Source organism: Streptomyces sp. WAC 04229 (genome assembly GCF_003947455.1).
GTDB lineage: Bacteria > Actinomycetota > Actinomycetes > Streptomycetales > Streptomycetaceae > Streptomyces.
The window spans coordinates 1-1,557 of the sequence record NZ_QHJH01000388.1; the positions used below are offsets into that span (position 1 = coordinate 1).

General features: G+C 72.1%; 1 protein-coding gene. It reads left to right on the plus strand.

What is annotated here, in order from left to right:
- Nucleotides 1-121: 121 nt before the first annotated feature.
- Nucleotides 122-1,557: DNA primase (gene dnaG / locus DMH12_RS38415; protein ID WP_125495854.1), on the plus strand; the 1,436-nt coding region annotated here is incomplete at its 3' end.

Genomic DNA, 1,557 nt, shown 5'->3' on the forward strand with positions numbered 1-1,557 from the left:
GCTCCGGCTGAGGCCACGGCCGCCGCCCTCGCGTCCGACGGCCGCTTCGCGGCGGCCGTGGCCTCAGCCGGAGCCGGTCGCCGTGCCGGAGCATGTCGGTGCCGCCCCGTAGACTTCACGCGTGGCAGGACGGATCAACGACGAGGACGTGAAGGCGGTACGGGACGCGGTCCCGATCGACGCCGTCGTCTCGGAGTACCTCCAGCTGCGCAACGCGGGCGGCGGCAATCTGAAGGGCCTGTGCCCCTTCCACGACGAGAAGTCCCCGTCCTTCCAGGTCAGTCCGAGCAAGGGGTTCTTCCACTGCTTCGGCTGCCAGGAGGGCGGCGACACCATCACGTTCGTGATGAAGATCGACCACCTCACCTTCTCCGAGGCGGTCGAGCGCCTGGCCGGCCAGGCCGGCATCACCCTGCGCTACGAGGAGGGCGGGTACAACCCCACCCACCAGCGCGGCGAGCGCATCCGCCTGGTCGAGGCCCACAAGATCGCCGCGCAGTGGTACGCGGAGCAGCTGGCGGCCAGCCCCGAGGCGGACACCGGCCGCGCCTTCCTCGCCGAGCGCGGCTTCGACCAGGCGGCCGCCCAGCACTTCGGCGTCGGCTACAGCCCCCAGGGCTGGGACCACCTCACCCGCTTCCTGCGGGGCAAGGGCTTCAGCGACAAGGAGCTGGTCCTCTCCGGCATCTCCCAGGAGGGCCGGCGCGGGCCCATCGACCGGTTCCGCGGCCGGCTGATGTGGCCCATCCGCGACATCGGCGGCGACGTCGTCGGGTTCGGCGCCCGCAAGCTCTACGAGGCGGACAACGGGCCGAAGTACCTGAACACCCCCGAGACCGCGATCTACAAGAAGTCCCAGGTCCTCTACGGCATCGACCTGGCGAAGAAGGACATCGCGAAGGCGTCCCGGGCGGTCGTCGTCGAGGGCTACACGGACGTCATGGCCTGCCACCTCGCCGGCGTGACCACCGCCATCGCGACCTGCGGCACGGCCTTCGGCGGCGACCACATCAAGATCCTCCGCCGCCTCCTCATGGACAACGGCTCGGCCCGCGTGATCTTCACCTTCGACGGCGACGCGGCCGGCCAGAAGGCCGCCCTGCGCGCCTTCGAGGACGACCAGAAGTTCGCCGCCGAGACCTACATCGCCATCGCCCCCGACGGCATGGACCCCTGCGACCTGCGCCTCGCCAAGGGCGACGACGCCGTCGCCGACCTCGTCGAGCCGCGCACCCCGCTCTTCGAGTTCGCCCTCCGCCAGATCGTCGGCCGCTACGACCTGGACACCCCGGCCGGCCGCGCGTCCGCGCTGGACGAGGCCGCTCCGGTCGTCGCCCGCATCAAGAACAGCGGCGCCCAGCACGAGGTCGCGGTCCAGCTCGCCGGCATGCTCGGCATCCTGGACACCCAGTTCGTCGTCAAGCGCATCGCCCAGCTGGCCCGCTGGTCCCGCGACCGGGGCGGCAGGGGCGCCCCCGGCCCCGACCGGCAGCGGCCCGGCGGCGCCCCGCGTCCTGCTCTTTTATCCCACTCTCCCGCCCCCCACACGCGCCGCCG